Origin of the sequence: Amycolatopsis sp. NPDC026612 (genome assembly GCF_040638285.1) — a bacterium.
Classification (GTDB): Bacteria; Actinomycetota; Actinomycetes; order Mycobacteriales; family Pseudonocardiaceae; genus Amycolatopsis.
Genome location: NZ_JBEZYB010000001.1, coordinates 179,547 through 193,466, shown reverse-complemented (window position 1 = coordinate 193,466; position 13,920 = coordinate 179,547). Strand labels below are relative to the sequence as shown.

Below are 13,920 nucleotides of genomic sequence, written 5' to 3'. Positions count from 1 at the left end.
GACCCCATTAAAACAGCGCCCCCGCCGGGAGTGGCGAAGGCGGGAAGGAGGCTCACGGAGCGGAACGGCTCGGCTCGGCAGGACCCGGCTCACCGTACGGAACGGCTCGGCGGGACCCGGCTCACCAGTTGGAGCCGCCGCGCTGGACTTCGATCAGCTTGGGGCGGACGTCCACGATGTAGACCAGGGCCGCGGCCATCGCCGGAACCCAGAAGATCATTCCGGGGCCCATCACGTTGAACAGGGCCATGGCGAGCGTTGCGCCACCGGTGATCAGCATCCAGATCGGCTTGGTCTTGCGGTCGGCGGCCGAATAGGCGTCGGCACGCTGGAGCAGCGCGTGCACGAAGGCGAAGAGGCCGACCAGCGCGCTGCCCCAGTGGATGACGTTGAGGATCCAGATGGCGACTAGCACAGCGACAGCTTACGGCAAACCGCCCGAACGACCCCGGCCCCGCCACCGGTGGTGCGGTGGCGGGGCCGGGTCTTCACGGCGATGTCACTTGTCGGTCTTCGGCGCGGCCGGCTTCTTCGCGGCGGCGCTGGTGGTGGTCGACGTGGTGGTGCGGCGGGCCGGGGCGGCCGTCTTCGGGGCCGTCTTGTTCGCGACCTTGCGGCTGACCGAGCGGGTCTCGTGGGCGACGTCGTCACCCAGCTCCTCGACGGCGTCGGCCGCGTCGTCGGCGGCCTTGCTCACCTTGCGGGCGGCCTTCTCGCCGGCGGAGCGGGTGCGCTTGGTCACCTTGGCCAGCACACCGTCGACGCGCTCGCGGACCTCGGTGCTGACGACCTCGGCCTGGCCCTGCGCGGTGGTCAGGGCCTCTTCGAGCTGCTCGATGGCCTTCTTGACCTGCGGCTGCGTGGCGATCTTGTCCCACGCCTGCTCGCCCGACTCGGCCAGCTTGTTGTACAGCTTGAGCGCGGCCTCGGTGTACTCGTCGATGACCTTGCGCAGCTCGGCCGGGTCCAGCTTCTCGCGGAGGCTCTCGACGTCGGTCGGCAGCTCCTGCAGGTTCTTGCGGGCGACCTCGCCGCTCTTGGTCACGTTCTCCTTGGCCTTCGCCACGGCGTCGGTCACGGCGTGGGTGGCCAGGTTGCCGGCGCCGAGCGCGGCGAGCAGCGGGGTGCGGACCTGGTCGAGGGCGGTGGTGACGGCCTTCTTGACGTCTTCGGTCTTGGGGGTGGTCATGCTGACTCCTTGGGGTTCGCGGCTGAAGCTGTGTCTGGGGTGTCCGTGGTGGGAGCGGACCCGGCGGCCGGCCGTGCCGCGGCGTTCTCCCGGCGGAAGGACTCGTAAACGTCGAGCAGGACCTGCTTCTGCCGTTCGGTCAGCTCGGCGTCGGCGCGGATCGCGTCGCCCACCGGCCCGCCCGTCGGCAGGTCGAGGATCCCGGCCTGCACGTACAGCGCTTCCGCCGAAATGCGCAGGCCCTTGGCGATCTGCTGCAGGATCTCCGCGCTGGGCTTGCGGACCCCGCGCTCGATCTGGCTCAGGTACGGGTTGGACACGCCGGCGAGCTTCGACAGCTGGCGCAACGAGATCTTCGCGGTGTTGCGCTGCTGGCGGATGTACTCGCCGATGTCGGAAGCGATGTCCGCGACCTTTTCCATGGGACTTCCGGATCCTGATGTCCCACCGGTCTCTGCCATCCGGTCACCTCCTCGCGACACCTTCGACGGTACGCCCGAGTGCTAGCTATTGCAAGCACTCTGCTTGCAACTATCGGGTGTGGTGGTGCTCACCGCTACCGTGGTCCCATGACGCGCTCGGCCCGGCTGCGGCGGCGCCTCGTCGAGCACCTGCTCGACGAGGACGTCCTGCACGCGCCGGAGTGGATCGCCGCCTTCCGCGCGGTGCCCCGCCACGTCTTCCTCCCGCGGTTCTTCGTGCCGGCGGGCGGGCTGTGGGCGGCGGTCGACCGCGGCGATCCGGGCTGGCTGGAGACCGTCTACTCCCGTGACGTGCTGGTCACGCAGCTCGACGACGACCCGGACCGCTGGGAGGCCGCCCGGCGCACCGGCCCGGTCGAGGGCACGCCGACGAGCTCGTCGAGCATGCCGTCGATCATGGCGATCATGCTCGAGGAGCTGCGGGTGCGCGACGGGCACTGCGTGCTCGAGATCGGCACCGGCACCGGGTACAACGCCGCTCTGCTGAGCCACCGCTGCGGGGCCGGTCAAGTGTCCACTGTGGACATCGACCCGGTGATCGCCGCGGCGGCGCGCGAACGGCTGGCCGCGGCCGGCCACCACCCGGCCTGCGCGGTGGGCGACGGCGCGCTCGGCTTCCCGGCCGGCGCGATCTTCGACCGGGTGCTGTGCACCGCTTCGGTGACGTCGATCCCGGCGGCCTGGCCGGCGCAGACGGCGCCGGGCGGCCTGATCGTCACGACACTGAACCGCCCGATCGGCGCCGGGCTGGTCCGGCTGGTCGTCGGCGAGGACGGCACCGCGCAAGGCCGCGTCCTCGCGCGGGACGGCCGCTTCATGCCGCTTCGCGCGCACCGGCTGCCGGAGGCCGGGCCGGTACCGATGCCGTCGCGCGGCGACTGGGAGCAGACGCGGCTGCCGATGGCGACGGTGCTCCAGCCCCGCAGGCAGTTCGAGTTCTTCGCGGGACTCGCACTGCCCGGTGTCCGGCCGGTGCGCGAAGGCGGCGACGACGACGCACCGGACGTCGCGCTGATCCACCCGGACGGCTCGTGGGTCCGCCACCGCAAGCGCCGCGGCGCGGACGAGGTGGCCCAGGGCGGCCCGCGGGCGTTGTGGGAGCTGGCCGAGGCCGCCTACGTCGAGTGGTGCGAGCTGGGCAAGCCGGACCGCGACCGGTTCGGGGTGACGGTGACCGGCGGCCGCCAGAAGTTCTGGCTCGACTCCCCGGACGGCCGCACTTGGCCGCTGGACTAGGGCAGCCGGGCGCGGATCCACTTCTCCACGTGATCGGCCGCCGCCTCCGGGGACACCTCCGTGGTGTCGAAGAGGTCGACGCCGAGTCCGGGGCCCGACTTCCGCAGCCAGTCGTTGAACTCCAGCATCTCGTCGATCCGCGGCTCGTCCCACTCGCGCCACGCCGGGCGCGCCCTCAGCCGGGCGCGCAACGACTCCGCCGAGCCGACCAGGGCCAGGTAGTGGATGTCGCTGAAGAACGCGCGCTCCGGCAACGGCTCGAACTCCGGGGGCGCCACCGTCCCGCACAGCACGACCGGGCGGCCGTTCTGGTGCAGCATCGCCGCCATCCGCAGCCAGACCGAGCGGAACGCCGCGACGTCGTCGTGCAGGGCGTCGATCCAGAGGATGTCCTGCTCCAGCACGACGACGTCGCCGGCGAACCGGGCCGCCAACAGCGGCCCCATCGTCGACTTCCCGGCACCGCTGGGACCGGTCAGCGCGAACAGGGGCAGCTTCCGGAACGGCCACTCGTGCCCGCACTTGCCGCACGTGATGACCGTGCCCGCGACGACCGGGCGGTCCGCCAGCTCACCGCACGCCGGGCAGATCCGCAGGTCGAGACCCATCAGTCGAAGAGGTTCTCGAGGAAGCTGCGCTTGCGGTTCCCGTGGCCGTACGGCCGCGGCGAATCCGAGTACCCGCGGTGCGGGCGCGGCGAGTCCGCGTAGCCCCCGCGGTGCGGGCGCGGCGAGTCCGGATGGCCGCCGCGGTACGCCTTCGGCGAGTCGGGGTGGCCGCCGCGGTAGGGGCGCGGGGAGTCGGGGCGGCCGTGACCGCCCTGGTACGGCGGCGGCTGCTGACCGTAGAACGAGCTTTCCGCACCGACGATGGCCTCGAGCTCACCGCGGTCGAGGAAGATCCCGCGGCAGCCGTCGCACTGGTCGATGTGGACGCCGTTCTTGGCCACGGTCCGCATCTGGTTCTGACACTTCGGACAAATCACACCGCCGAGACTACGCAAAAGCGACTCAGCAGGCGCAGAGGCAGAACGGGTGGCCCGCCGGGTCGGCGTAGACGCGGAACGTCTTCGGGTGGTCGTCGAGCAGCTTCGCCCCCAGCCCGAGCACGCGCTCGTGCGCCGCCTCCAGGTCCGTGACGTTCAGGTCCAGGTGCAGCTGCTGCGGGTTCTCCGCCGACGGCCACGCCGGCGGCCGGTAGTCGGGCACCCGCTGGAACGCGAGGCCCGCGCCGCCCGCGGGGTTGGCGAGCGTGACCCAGTGCCCGTCTTCGCTCGCTTCGGGCGCGTCCCACTCCAGCACCTCCCGGTAGAACCCGGCCAGCGCGGCCGGGTCGGGGCAGTCGAGGGCCACCACGCCCAGCGTCGGTACCGCGCTCATCAGTCGCTCCCTTCGATCATGGATAACCAGTAAATCGATTATGTGGGTTAGCGTCGCCGGGGGCAACCACCGTCCGCCGTACACTCGGTACGTGCACACCGACGCCTCCCTGGTGGTGGAGTTCCTCAACACGGTCAACGTCGAAGAGGGCACTGACCTGCTCGAAGATCCCGGGCAGTGGCGCGAGTGGGCGGCCGCGCGCGCGTTGGCGGCCAATCCGGCCGTCGAAGCCCGCGCGGCGCGGGACGCCCTGCGCGCGGCGATCGGCGACCCGCGGCTGCCCGGCGGCAGCGTCGACGTCGGCACCCGGATCGCCCTCACCGCCGACGGGCCGGCGCTCGTCGCGGACGACGTCGTCGGCGCGGTGTTCGCGGCCTGCGCGCGGCTGGTCGTGCGCGGCGACTGGATCCGGCTGAAGATCTGCCCCGCCGACACCTGCCTCTGGGCGTTCTACGACGAGTCGCGCAACCGCTCGCGCACGTGGTGCTCGATGCGGGTCTGCGGCAACCGCGAGAAGGCACGGGGCTGGCGCGCTCGTGCCGCTGCGGGCTGAGGGTCTCATCCGAGCGGCGGACCCTCGAACGGTTGTGGACAACTTGGGGACACGGCACCACATATCCACGCCCCGGACCGCTCGGGCCCCATACGTTGTGGACAGCCGTTAGGCCATCACCGTGAAAACCTGTGGATAACCCGGGGGATAACTCAGCTTCCTGTGGACAACTGGTTTGAAGCTCCCCCGGGTGTGGTATACGTCCAGGCCCTCAGAACAGCAGCTCCGCGACGGCGTAGATGACGAGCCCGGCGAGCGCGCCCACGACGGTGCCGTTGATCCGGATGAACTGCAGGTCGCGGCCCACCTGGAGCTCGATCTTGCGGGACGTCTCCTCGGCGTCCCATCGCTCGACCGTGTCGGTGATGATCGTGGTGATCTCCCGTGAGTAGTTCTTCACGAGGTACGCCGCGGCCCCCTCGACCCAGCCGTCGGCCTTCTCGCGGAGCTGGTCGTCGGTGATCAGCCGCTGCCCCAGCGAGGTGAGCCCGAGCCGGACACGCCGGCGCAGCTCGCTCGACGGGTCCTCGGCGGCGGTGAGCAGCATTTCCTTCGCCGTGCTCCACGCCGAGCCGATCAGCCGCTGCACCTCGTCGTGGTGCACGATCTGGCCCTTGACCTGCTCGGCGCGGGCCATCACGTCCGGGTTCGTCTGCAGGTCCTGGGCGAACTCGCCGAGGAACTTGTCCAGCGCCAGCCGCATCGGGTGGTTGACGTCGGTCTTCACCGCCCAGACGAAGGACAGCACCTCGCCGTAGACCTTGTCGGCGAGCATCTCGTCGACGAACTTCGGCGACCAGCTCGGCGCCCGGTCCGACACCACGCGCAGCATCGTCGTGTGGTTGTCGCGCACCCACTCGTACCCACGGTCGCACATCAGGTCCACGAGCTTGTGGTGCGCGCCGTCGGCGAACACGCCCTGCAGGATCTTGCCCAGCGGCGGACCCCACGGCTTGTCGATGATCCGGCGCGCGACGGCCTGCTCCATGATCGCCTGGACGTCCTCGTCGCGGAGCACCTTCACCGCGGCCCGGACCACGGTGGCCAGCTCGGACGTCACGCGTTCGGCGTTGTCGGGTTCCGCGAGCCAGCCGCCGAGCCGCTTCGCGATCTCGACGCGCTTGAGCTTGTCGCGCACCACCTCCTCGGAGAGGAAGTTCGACCCGACGAAGTCGCCGAGGCTGCTGCCCAGCGCGTCCTTCTTGTTCGGGATGATCGCCGTGTGCGGGATCTTCAGCCCCAGCGGGTGCCGGAACAGCGCCGTGACGGCGAACCAGTCGGCCAGCGCGCCGACCATCCCGGCTTCGGCCGCGGCGCGCACGTAGCCGACCCAGCCCGGCCAGCCGTTCGCCTGCGCCCAGCTGGCCAGCAGGAACACGAGCGTCGCGCCGACCAGGAACGACAGCGCGACGAGCTTCATCTTGCGCAGCGCTCGCCGCTTTTCCTCTTCACCGGCCGCGCCGCCCGGTGGGTCGGCGGGCGTCACCTTCGCGGGGGTCAGTTGCTCCACATCGCCATTGTCCGTGAGGATGGCTGATCGTGCGCGAACCTGCTCTCGTCCCCCGGCTCCGGCCGTTCACCTCGACCATCTTCGCCGAGATGACGGCGCTGGCCGTCCGGCACGACGCCGTCAACCTCGGCCAGGGTTTCCCGGACACCGACGGCCCGGCCGGGATGCTCGAAGCGGCGAAGAACGCGCTGTTCGGCGGGGCGAACCAGTACCCGCCCGGGCCCGGGCGGCCCGAGCTGCGGGCGGCGATCGCGCGGCACCGGCTGCGGTACGGCACCGAGTACGACCCGGACACGGAGATCCTGGTCACCGCGGGCGCCACCGAGGCCATCGCGGCGACGCTGCTGGCGCTGACCGAGCCCGGTGACGAGGTGATCGTCATCGAGCCGTACTACGACTCCTACGCCGCCGCGGTCGCGATGGCGGGGGCCGAGCGCCGGGTCGTCGGCCTGGTCGAGGGCACGGACGGCCGCTTCGGTCTCGACGTCGACGGCCTGCGCGCCGCCGTCACGCCGCGGACCCGGGCGATCCTGGTCAACTCGCCGCACAACCCGACCGGGACCGTGTTCACCCGCGCCGAGCTGGAGGCGCTCGCCTCGCTGTGCGTCGACCACGACCTCATTGCGATCTGCGACGAGGTCTACGAGCACCTGGTCTTCGATGACGCTGAGCACATCCCGCTGGTCACGCTGCCCGGCATGCGGCCGCGGACGGTGAGCATCTCCAGCGCCGGCAAGACGTTCAACTGCACCGGCTGGAAGATCGGCTGGGTCTGCTCGACGCCGGAACTCGTCGCGGCGGTGAAGGCGGCGAAGCAGTTCATCACCTTCGTGTCGGGCGGGCCGCTGCAGCCGGCTGTCGCGTACGCCCTCGACCACGAGCTGTCCTGGGTCGACGGCCTGCGCGAGTCGCTGGAGGAGAAGCGTGACCGGCTTTCGGCCGGGCTCGCGGACGCCGGGTTCGCCGTCCGGCCGACCGCGGGGACGTACTTCGTCTGCGTCGACGTGCGGCCCCTCGGCTTCACCGACGCCGCCGAGCTGGCCTGGGAACTGCCGGGGCGGGTCGGGGTCGCCGCGGTGCCCGTGAAGGTGTTCACCGATCACCCGGAAGAGTGGAAACACCTGCTGCGTTTCGCGTTCTGCAAGCGCAACGAGGTCATCGACGAGGCCGTCACCCGATTGCGCAAACTGGTCTGACGACCGCGGCCGGACCGAGTAGACCTCTCGCCCGGCCGTTTCGGCGCGGCACCGGGAACGGCCTCGCGCCGTCCGGTGGCTCAGGTCCCGTGATCGGCCGCGCGGCTCCGCCCACCGGCCCCTGACGACGTCACGCTCAGCAATCGCCCAGACGCGTTCCGGCGACGGCCGCGGTGGCGCGGCAGAGTCCGCGGCGCCTGCCGGGCCTTCCTTGACGACGTGTGGCGACACCAGGGCGGCCTCGTCGTCCTCACGGACCGCAGGCCACCCCGGAACGGGCGGGGAAGCGTTTTCGGGGCGGCCCGGCGGAAATCCGCGGGAACTCGTTCGGCGCAGTCGGAGTTGCGATCCGGGACGTATTTCCCGTCACTCGGCCCAATCCACTGGCCGGGCACGGAACGGAGCCGAAGCGGCACCCATCGCGACCGGACTCGGCGAAACATCAGGTCATCGCCGGAGTGTGCAAATTGCAGTACTCGTCCGAATGGCCGCAAAGGTGCACCCGAACGGTACTGAGAGTGATCAACTCGTCGGCCGCAGATCCCTGGCCCGGGAGAGCCGTTCCGCCTTGCGGGCTGGATCGAACGCGGGAGAGATGAAAGACTCGCGAGCGGTGCTAGAAAGAGTGCAGCCCCGGGGGAACTGCGACCTGGCCGGAGAAAGACCCAGCAAGAACGGGCTCGAGCGTGCATCGCGAGAGTCTCAGGCGCGGACGGTGGTGGTGGCGGTGAGCAGCACGGCGGACGTGCGCCGCGGCGCTCCCGGTCGGCCTGCGCCCGTTCGGCCCAGCCCCGGTCGGCCCGTGCTCACAGCGGGTGAAAGCGCCCCGCGCGGGCGCACCCCGCGCCCGTGGGCCGCGTCGCTGCAGCGGCCCGCCGCCAAGATCCTGGTCGCCGGCGGCCTGACCCTCGCGGGCTGGCTGCTCGGCGCCGCACTGTCCGGCAGCACCGCGTCGGCGGCCGAGGCGCCGTCCTGCCCCGAAGCGCCCACGGTTTCCACTGTGGACCACGCCACGAAGCCGTTCTCGCACGCCAGGCACCGCAAGAGCCACCACGGGACCGGCGCCCTCACGTGCACGGTGACACCGAAGACCGGCACCGCCGGACCGGCACCGGCGGACGAGACGCAGCAGGACGGCGAAACGGCACCCGCGCCGGAGACCACAAAGGACACCTCGCCTGCCGAAGAGCCGGCGAAGACCACGAAGGCCACTTCCCCGGACAGTTCGCCTGCCGAAGCGTCGAAGGCCACTTCCCCGGACAGCCCGCCCGCCGAAGCATCGAAGGCCACTTCCACCGGCGGAAACCTGCTCGGGCTCGTCGGCAACGCCCTCGAGGCAGTCGGCGGAGCGTCCGGGACCACAAAGGACACCTCGGCCGGCGAAGAGCCGGCCACCACCAAGGCCACCTCCGCAGGGGGTGACCTGCTCGGCGGCCTCGTCGGCGGCGTCCTCGACGTGGTCGGCGGGACACTCTCCACCGTCACGGGCACGGTCGGCGCCGTCACGAACACGCTTTCCCACACCGTCCTCGCGCCGCTCACCCAGCCGCCCGCGGACAACCCCGGCGCACCCGCGCTGCTGCCCCTCGACGACTTGCTGGGCCCGGTGCTCGGCGGCGGCTCGAACTCCGGCGGCGTCACCGCGATCGTGCCCACCGTGACGATCGTCGTCACCCAGGGGCAGGCCGTGGTCACCGAGACCGTCCCGGCCACCGTGTCCGAGGCGGTCGCGGTGCCCGAGACGGTCGCCTCGCCGCAGCAGCAGACCACCCGGGTCGGGCTCGGGCACCTGGTCGTCCGGCAGACGCAGCCGCTTCCGGTGGTCGAGGACCAGCCGCGCGACTCCGGGACCCACCTGCGCAACGGCGGCGGCAGCGACCCCGCTCCCGGCCTGCCGGGCGGCACCACGGCGCCGAGCGCGCCGGCCCCTACCGCCGCCCCGGGCCACGACGGCCCCGGTGGCGCCCGCCACGCTTTCGCCGTCCACACCGACGACGTCACCACGACCCAGCTCAAGCTGATCGGCACCAGCCGCGACCACGAGGTCGACGGCGCCGGCAGGGAAGCCGCCCTGCCCACCACCTCCCCCGACTGACCCCGCACCGGGCAGCCGGGGACAAGTGCGTCCATTTCAAGATCATCAAGGCGCACTCGCACGCCGTTGAAGCGTGACGTTTCCCCTGCTCCAGTACGTGATCCGTGGCTCTTTCACGTCTCGTGACGCCCTGACGCGTCCGACGTACCCCAGGGGCGAAACCCATGCGAAACCACCTTCTTTCCGACCGGCCGACCGCGCCCGGCCGGGTCGGATTCCGGTCCCGGCGTCGCGCTGCCCCCGCGACGCCGGGACCCACACCGGGCGCGCTCCGGGAGCCCTTGCTCACCGCGCCGAGCGAGGACTCGCAGTACCGAGAGCGCACCTGAGCCGCGGCTTCCCGGCACGTCGAGGGGCTGTGCCGGGAAGCCCGCGGTACCCGCGAACGGGGTCACGTCCGTGAGCGGGTGTGTGGAATGACGAACCGGTGCGCTGGATGCACACGACCGCCGCCCTTCCCTGGGAGCAGGCTCGCATCCGGCGCACCGGTTCGTTCATGCGATGGGGGCGTCCAGCGAGGCCGGGGTCGCCCGGACCGACGCCGACGCCGCGCTCAGGCGGCGGATCGCTTCGGTGATCTTCTCCGGCGGCAACGCGAACGGCAGGCGGATCCAGCGCTCCATGCCGCCGTGGACGCCGAAGCGCGAGCCCGGGGTCACCTGGATGCCGTGACTCGCCGCCGCCACCGCGAGCCGGGAGCTCACCGGCTCCGGCAGGCGGCACCACAGCGACAAACCGCCCTTCGGGAGCGTGAACGTCCAGTCCGGCAGGTGCCACTGCACCGCACCCGCCAGTGCGTCGCGGTTTCGGCGCAGCTCTTCGCGACGACGGGCCAGCGCCGCCCAGCCGTCGGCCTCCAGCAGTTCCGAGAACACGACCTGCTCGAAGACCGGCGAGCCGAGGTCCACCGCGTAGCGCGCCGAAACCAGGCGGCCGAGCAGGTCCTCGGACGCGCGGATCCAGCCCAGCCGCAGGCCGCCCCAGTGCGACTTCGACGCCGAGCCGACGCAGATCGCCAGGTCACCCGCGAACGCGGCCAGCGGCGGCGGTCCGTCGAGCGGATCCCCCTCCAGGTCCAGCTCGACCAGCGTTTCGTCCACCACCACCGGCGTCCGGGCGCGGGCGAGGACCGCCCCGAGCCGTTCGCGGCCCTCGGCGTCCAGACGCAGACCGGTCGGGTTCTGGAAGTCGACCACGAGGTAGGCCAGGCGCGGGGACGCCTGGCGCAGCGCCGCGTCGATGCCGGCGATGTCCCAGCTGCGGGCGCCGGCCGGGTCGAGCGCCACCGGCACCGGGATGGCGTGCGCGGCCCGGATCGCCTCGAGGGCGTTCGGGTAGGTCGGCTGCTCGACCAGCACCCGGTCGCCCGGCCCGGTCAGCATCCGGAGGACCAGCACGAACGCGTGGTGGGCGCCGTTGGTGACCATGATCTGCGCGGCCGTGGTCGGCAGCCCGCGCTCGGTGTAGCGCCGGGCGATCTTCTCCCGCAGGCCCAGCAGGCCTCGTTCCTGGTACCCGTGCTGCCCGAGGTGGTCGATGAGGGCGCAGCGCGCCGCGTCGACCGCCGCGACCATTCCCGGCGGGGCCGCCGGCGACGCGTGGGCGAAGTCGATCAGGTCGGCGCCGTCCGGGACGACCGTGTCGCGGCGACGCCGTCCGGGTGCGGTGATCCACGATCCGGCGCCGCGGCGGCTCGCGACGAAACCGTTCTCCCGCAACCGGTCCAGCGCCGCGCCGATCAGTGTCCGGCTCGCGCCGATCGCGTCGGCCAGCTCTCGCTCGGCGGGCAGCCGGGTGCCGAGCGGCAGCTGGCCGTCGAGTACCTGCAGCTCGATGGCCGCGGCCAGGTCCGCCGCCCCCTGCCGGGAGCCGCCTTGCCGCCACGAGCCCAGCAAGGCGGCCAATCGCGGACCGGATATGCGTCCGCCCAGGGGGATCACGGGTTCCATAAGGCCACTATCCTGGAATTGGCTATGGTTTACCAGACCACTTCCCTCGATAGTGAAGGCGTGGCTCAGATCGATCTCCGGCCCGTCCGGATCTCCCGTGACCCCGTCCGCCGCAGCGCGCAGCTGCTCGCCGGCCTCGCCCTCTACGGCACCAGCGTCGCCATGCTCACCCGCGCGCACCTGGGTCTCGAACCCTGGGGCGTGCTGGCCGAAGGCGTCATGAAGCACACCGGGCTGACCTTCGGCACGGTGACCGGCGTGATCTCGGTGGCCGTGCTGCTGCTGTGGATCCCGCTGCGCCAGCGGCCCGGGATCGGCACGGTCGCGAACGTCGTGGTCATCTCGGTGACCGTCGACCTCGTCCGGGCGGTGCTGCCGGAGCAGCACGACCTCGGCTGGCAGCTCGCGCTCCTGGTCGGCGGGGTCCTGCTGAACGGTTTCGCGACCGCCACCTACGTCGGCGCCCGGCTGGGTCCGGGCGCCCGCGACGGGCTGATGACCGGGCTCGCGGCGCGCACCGGCCGGTCGGTCCGGCTGGTGCGCACCGGGATCGAGATCACCGTGGTCGTCGCCGGGTTCGCGCTCGGCGGCACCCTCGGGCTCGGCACCCTGCTCTACGCCCTCGCGATCGGTCCGCTCACCCAGGCGCTGCTGCCGCTGGTCGTGTGGCGCGAACCGCAGCACGAAGAGCAGCAGCCCGTGCCCTAACCCGCCTTGCGCTGCTGGACGATCCGGCGCAGCGTCACGTAGTCGGCGCCGCGCCGGGCGAGCACGTCGTCGGTTCCGCGCTGCTGGGCCAGCGCCAGCAGGATGTGCTCCTGGCCGAGGTGCTTGTCCCCCAGCCGGACGGCCTCCTTGAGACTCAGTTCCAGGGTCTTCTTCGACTGCGCGGTGAAGGGGATGTGCCCGCGCTTGGCCGGACCGAGCCGCCCGGCCAGCGCCCCTTCGCCGTGGGTCTGCTCGATGCGCTCGACGATCTGCTCGACGTCGATGCCGAACTCGGTGAGCGCCTCCGCGTCGGCGTCGCTGACCCCGCCGCGGCGCCGGGTGCGGGCCAGCTCGGCGGCGATGTCGTCCGCGGAGACACCCAGCTCGGTGAGCAGCGGGACATTCACCTTGACCAGCCCGGCCAGCAGGTGGGCGGGCCCGATCTCCACCGAACCGGACTCCCGCGCCACGATCTGCGCTTCGACGACCGCCATCCGCGCGTCGGCCGTGAACCTTTCGAACATCAGTGCCTCCCGTACTTCTTGTGCACGGCCTGCCGGCTGACCCCCAGCTCGGCGGCGATCTCCTGCCACGACCAGCCGTGCACCCGCGCGCTGCGGACCTGCACGGCCTCCAGTTGTTCCAGCAGCCGCCGGAGCGCGGCGACCGCGCACAGCCCCACCCGGGGATCGCGGTCACCCGCCCGGGCGGCCAAATCCGTCGCTTCCGTCATGTCCGTCAACCTACGTTGACAAGTCACTCTTGTCAACCGAGGTTGACACGCTCAGCGCGAAACCGCGGAAGGGGCGACGTACAGTCGGGTGATGCCCGAGATCGTGATCGCCGAGCGGGCCGGGGTGGGCGCCGACGGCCACCCACGCCCCACCGAGGACCACGTCGTCGTGCTCGACAACGCCGTGCTGGTCCTCGACGGCGCCACCTCGTCGGACCCCTCGCAACCCCCGGGCGGCTGGTACGCGGAACGGCTGGCGAGGCGCCTCGCCGAAGACCTCCGCGCGGCACCCGAAGCCGACCTGGCCGACGTCCTGACCAGCGCCATCGCCGCGCTCACGGCCGAACACCGGCTGCGGCCGCAGCGCTCGCCGTCCAGCACGGTCGCGGCCGTGCGCTGGCTCGAAGACCGCGTCGACGCGCTCGTCCTGGCCGACAGCCCGGTGATCGGCTTCGGCGGCTTCGGGATCGATGTCGTCTCGGACGACCGGCTCGCCCGGCTGCGGCGGCGCGGGATGCTCCAGACCGGCGCCGACGTCCGGCGGCGGCGCAACGCCCACGACGGCTTCTGGGTCGCCGAAGCCGACCCGGGCGCCGCCGCCCACGCGGTCCGGCGCAGCTGGCGGCGCACCGACGTCGAGGCCGTGCTGCTCGCCAGCGACGGCGTGTCCATCGGCGTCGACCAGTACGAGCTGTTCGGCTGGCGCGAGGTACTGGCGACCACCCGCGCCGACGGGCCCGACGCCGTGCTGGACGCCGTCCGCACCGCGGAGAAGCAGGATCCGGACGGCGAGCGCTGGCCCCGGCCCAAGCGGCACGACGACCAGGCCCTCGTCCTGGCCGACTTCACCTCCGGGGGAATTCAGGGTCTTCCCTGATCACGGCGGTCCC

General features: G+C 72.0%; 16 protein-coding genes. 6 read left to right on the top strand and 10 right to left on the bottom strand.

Features of this window, described 5'->3' with window-relative positions; translation table 11 throughout:
* Nucleotides 1-121: 121 nt before the first annotated feature.
* The 3 genes from AB0F15_RS01090 to AB0F15_RS01080 all read right to left on the bottom strand — a co-directional run bounded on the left by AB0F15_RS01090 (nt 122) and on the right by AB0F15_RS01080 (nt 1,611).
* The gene (locus AB0F15_RS01090) at nt 122-415 is read right to left on the bottom strand and encodes a DUF2516 family protein (protein ID WP_360263253.1); all 294 of its coding nucleotides are present in this window, start codon (nt 413-415) and stop codon (nt 122-124) included.
* 84 nt (nt 416-499) lie between these two features.
* Entirely contained in the window at nt 500-1,189 is a 690-nt protein-coding gene (locus tag AB0F15_RS01085; protein ID WP_360263250.1) for a hypothetical protein, read from the bottom strand.
* Nucleotides 1,186-1,611 carry a helix-turn-helix transcriptional regulator gene (locus tag AB0F15_RS01080; RefSeq protein ID WP_360263248.1) on the bottom strand — a complete coding sequence of 142 codons (426 nt, stop codon included), beginning with the start codon at nt 1,609-1,611 and terminating at the stop codon, nt 1,186-1,188. Before AB0F15_RS01080 ends, AB0F15_RS01085 begins: the two co-directional genes overlap by 4 nt.
* 147 nt (nt 1,612-1,758) lie before the next feature.
* On the opposite strand from AB0F15_RS01080, the gene AB0F15_RS01075 reads away from it, so the two are divergent.
* The gene (locus AB0F15_RS01075) at nt 1,759-2,907 is read left to right on the top strand and encodes a methyltransferase domain-containing protein (protein WP_360263245.1); all 1,149 of its coding nucleotides are present in this window, start codon (nt 1,759-1,761) and stop codon (nt 2,905-2,907) included.
* On the opposite strand, the gene AB0F15_RS01070 is transcribed toward AB0F15_RS01075, so the two are convergent.
* Genes AB0F15_RS01070 through AB0F15_RS01060 form a run of 3 tightly spaced genes read right to left on the bottom strand, consistent with a single transcriptional unit; the run spans nt 2,904 to nt 4,286 of the window.
* Nucleotides 2,904-3,515, bottom strand: a complete 612-nt coding sequence (locus AB0F15_RS01070; RefSeq protein WP_360263242.1) for an AAA family ATPase — start codon at nt 3,513-3,515, stop codon at nt 2,904-2,906. The two genes, AB0F15_RS01075 and AB0F15_RS01070, sit on opposite strands and share 4 nt — an antisense overlap.
* The gene (locus AB0F15_RS01065; protein WP_360263239.1) at nt 3,515-3,910 is read right to left on the bottom strand and encodes a zf-TFIIB domain-containing protein; all 396 of its coding nucleotides are present in this window, start codon (nt 3,908-3,910) and stop codon (nt 3,515-3,517) included. The genes AB0F15_RS01070 and AB0F15_RS01065 overlap by 1 nt, the downstream gene beginning before the upstream one ends.
* Before the next feature lie 7 nt (nt 3,911-3,917).
* Nucleotides 3,918-4,286 (bottom strand): VOC family protein, encoded by a 369-nt coding sequence (locus AB0F15_RS01060; RefSeq protein WP_360263237.1) that lies wholly within the window; start codon nt 4,284-4,286, stop codon nt 3,918-3,920.
* 91 nt (nt 4,287-4,377) lie between these two features.
* Between AB0F15_RS01060 and AB0F15_RS01055 the strand changes: the two genes are divergently transcribed.
* Nucleotides 4,378-4,839, top strand: coding sequence for a CGNR zinc finger domain-containing protein (locus tag AB0F15_RS01055; protein ID WP_360263234.1), 462 nt, complete (start codon nt 4,378-4,380; stop codon nt 4,837-4,839).
* Nucleotides 4,840-5,050: 211 nt separating this feature from the next.
* On the opposite strand, the gene AB0F15_RS01050 is transcribed toward AB0F15_RS01055, so the two are convergent.
* A complete protein-coding gene (locus AB0F15_RS01050) occupies nt 5,051-6,349 on the bottom strand; it encodes a DUF445 domain-containing protein (protein WP_360263232.1) in 1,299 nt (432 codons plus the stop codon).
* Nucleotides 6,350-6,378: 29 nt separating this feature from the next.
* On the opposite strand from AB0F15_RS01050, the gene AB0F15_RS01045 reads away from it, so the two are divergent.
* On the top strand, nt 6,379-7,545 hold the full coding sequence (locus AB0F15_RS01045) for a pyridoxal phosphate-dependent aminotransferase (RefSeq protein WP_360263229.1): 1,167 nt from the start codon (nt 6,379-6,381) through the stop codon (nt 7,543-7,545).
* A gap of 802 nt (nt 7,546-8,347) precedes the next feature.
* The gene (locus AB0F15_RS01040) at nt 8,348-9,640 is read left to right on the top strand and encodes a hypothetical protein (protein ID WP_360263226.1); all 1,293 of its coding nucleotides are present in this window, start codon (nt 8,348-8,350) and stop codon (nt 9,638-9,640) included.
* Nucleotides 9,641-10,134: 494 nt separating this feature from the next.
* On the opposite strand, the gene AB0F15_RS01035 is transcribed toward AB0F15_RS01040, so the two are convergent.
* The gene (locus AB0F15_RS01035; protein ID WP_360263223.1) at nt 10,135-11,589 is read right to left on the bottom strand and encodes a PLP-dependent aminotransferase family protein; all 1,455 of its coding nucleotides are present in this window, start codon (nt 11,587-11,589) and stop codon (nt 10,135-10,137) included.
* 60 nt (nt 11,590-11,649) lie between these two features.
* Here AB0F15_RS01035 and AB0F15_RS01030 point away from each other — a divergent pair, with 60 nt between their 5' ends.
* Nucleotides 11,650-12,297, top strand: a complete 648-nt coding sequence (locus tag AB0F15_RS01030) for a hypothetical protein (RefSeq protein WP_360263220.1) — start codon at nt 11,650-11,652, stop codon at nt 12,295-12,297.
* Here AB0F15_RS01030 and AB0F15_RS01025 read toward each other — a convergent pair.
* Together AB0F15_RS01025 and AB0F15_RS01020 are read right to left on the bottom strand one after the other, a co-directional pair.
* The gene (locus AB0F15_RS01025; RefSeq protein WP_360263217.1) at nt 12,294-12,821 is read right to left on the bottom strand and encodes a Clp protease N-terminal domain-containing protein; all 528 of its coding nucleotides are present in this window, start codon (nt 12,819-12,821) and stop codon (nt 12,294-12,296) included. The genes AB0F15_RS01030 and AB0F15_RS01025 overlap by 4 nt on opposite strands.
* Nucleotides 12,821-13,030 (bottom strand): sigma factor-like helix-turn-helix DNA-binding protein, encoded by a 210-nt coding sequence (locus tag AB0F15_RS01020; RefSeq protein WP_360263214.1) that lies wholly within the window; start codon nt 13,028-13,030, stop codon nt 12,821-12,823. Before AB0F15_RS01020 ends, AB0F15_RS01025 begins: the two co-directional genes overlap by 1 nt.
* 91 nt (nt 13,031-13,121) lie before the next feature.
* On the opposite strand from AB0F15_RS01020, the gene AB0F15_RS01015 reads away from it, so the two are divergent.
* The gene (locus tag AB0F15_RS01015; protein WP_360263211.1) at nt 13,122-13,907 is read left to right on the top strand and encodes a protein phosphatase 2C domain-containing protein; all 786 of its coding nucleotides are present in this window, start codon (nt 13,122-13,124) and stop codon (nt 13,905-13,907) included.
* Nucleotides 13,908-13,920: the final 13 nt, after the last annotated feature.